The following is a 398-nucleotide window of genomic DNA, read 5'->3' as shown; positions in this document are numbered from 1 at the left end:
GAAACCAAGAACGCTACAACATAGCAGATCGGTTGGTGTATCATGTAAATAATAAGCGAATGTTTCCCTAAAAAGTTAATACCTGGAACTTTCCATTTTCCAAATAGCCGGTTAATCAGCCCCTTTTCCTGTAAGAAACTGTACAGGAAATATCCTGTTGCAAATAAGAAAATCCATGGGAGCAACGGAAAATAGTCGGTAGATGAAAAGCCAGCTTGCGGAAATCCAATATAAGCTAATACCGATTTCAACCATGTAACATTCGGCAAATTATCAGATAGTTGGATGGGGTCTTGCTTCGTCCAACTTCTGAGAATGAGGAATAGCACAAAACTAACACTTACCCCAACCCCAGCCGGGATTTTTTTCAGAACCTTATCCAGTAAAATCCATATCAA

Annotated in this window: 1 protein-coding gene; it reads right to left on the bottom strand. The window is 39.4% G+C overall.

From position 1 onward, the window contains the following. Positions 1–398 (bottom strand): heparan-alpha-glucosaminide N-acetyltransferase domain-containing protein (locus DWZ44_RS18015; RefSeq protein WP_117805442.1); only part of this gene is annotated, 398 nt, incomplete at both ends.

The organism is Blautia sp. AF32-4BH, assembly GCF_003460565.1.
Lineage (GTDB): Bacteria > Bacillota > Clostridia > Lachnospirales > Lachnospiraceae > Fusicatenibacter > Fusicatenibacter saccharivorans.
The sequence above is the reverse complement of the archived record's forward strand: the minus strand, read 5'-3'. Positions and strand labels throughout refer to the sequence as shown.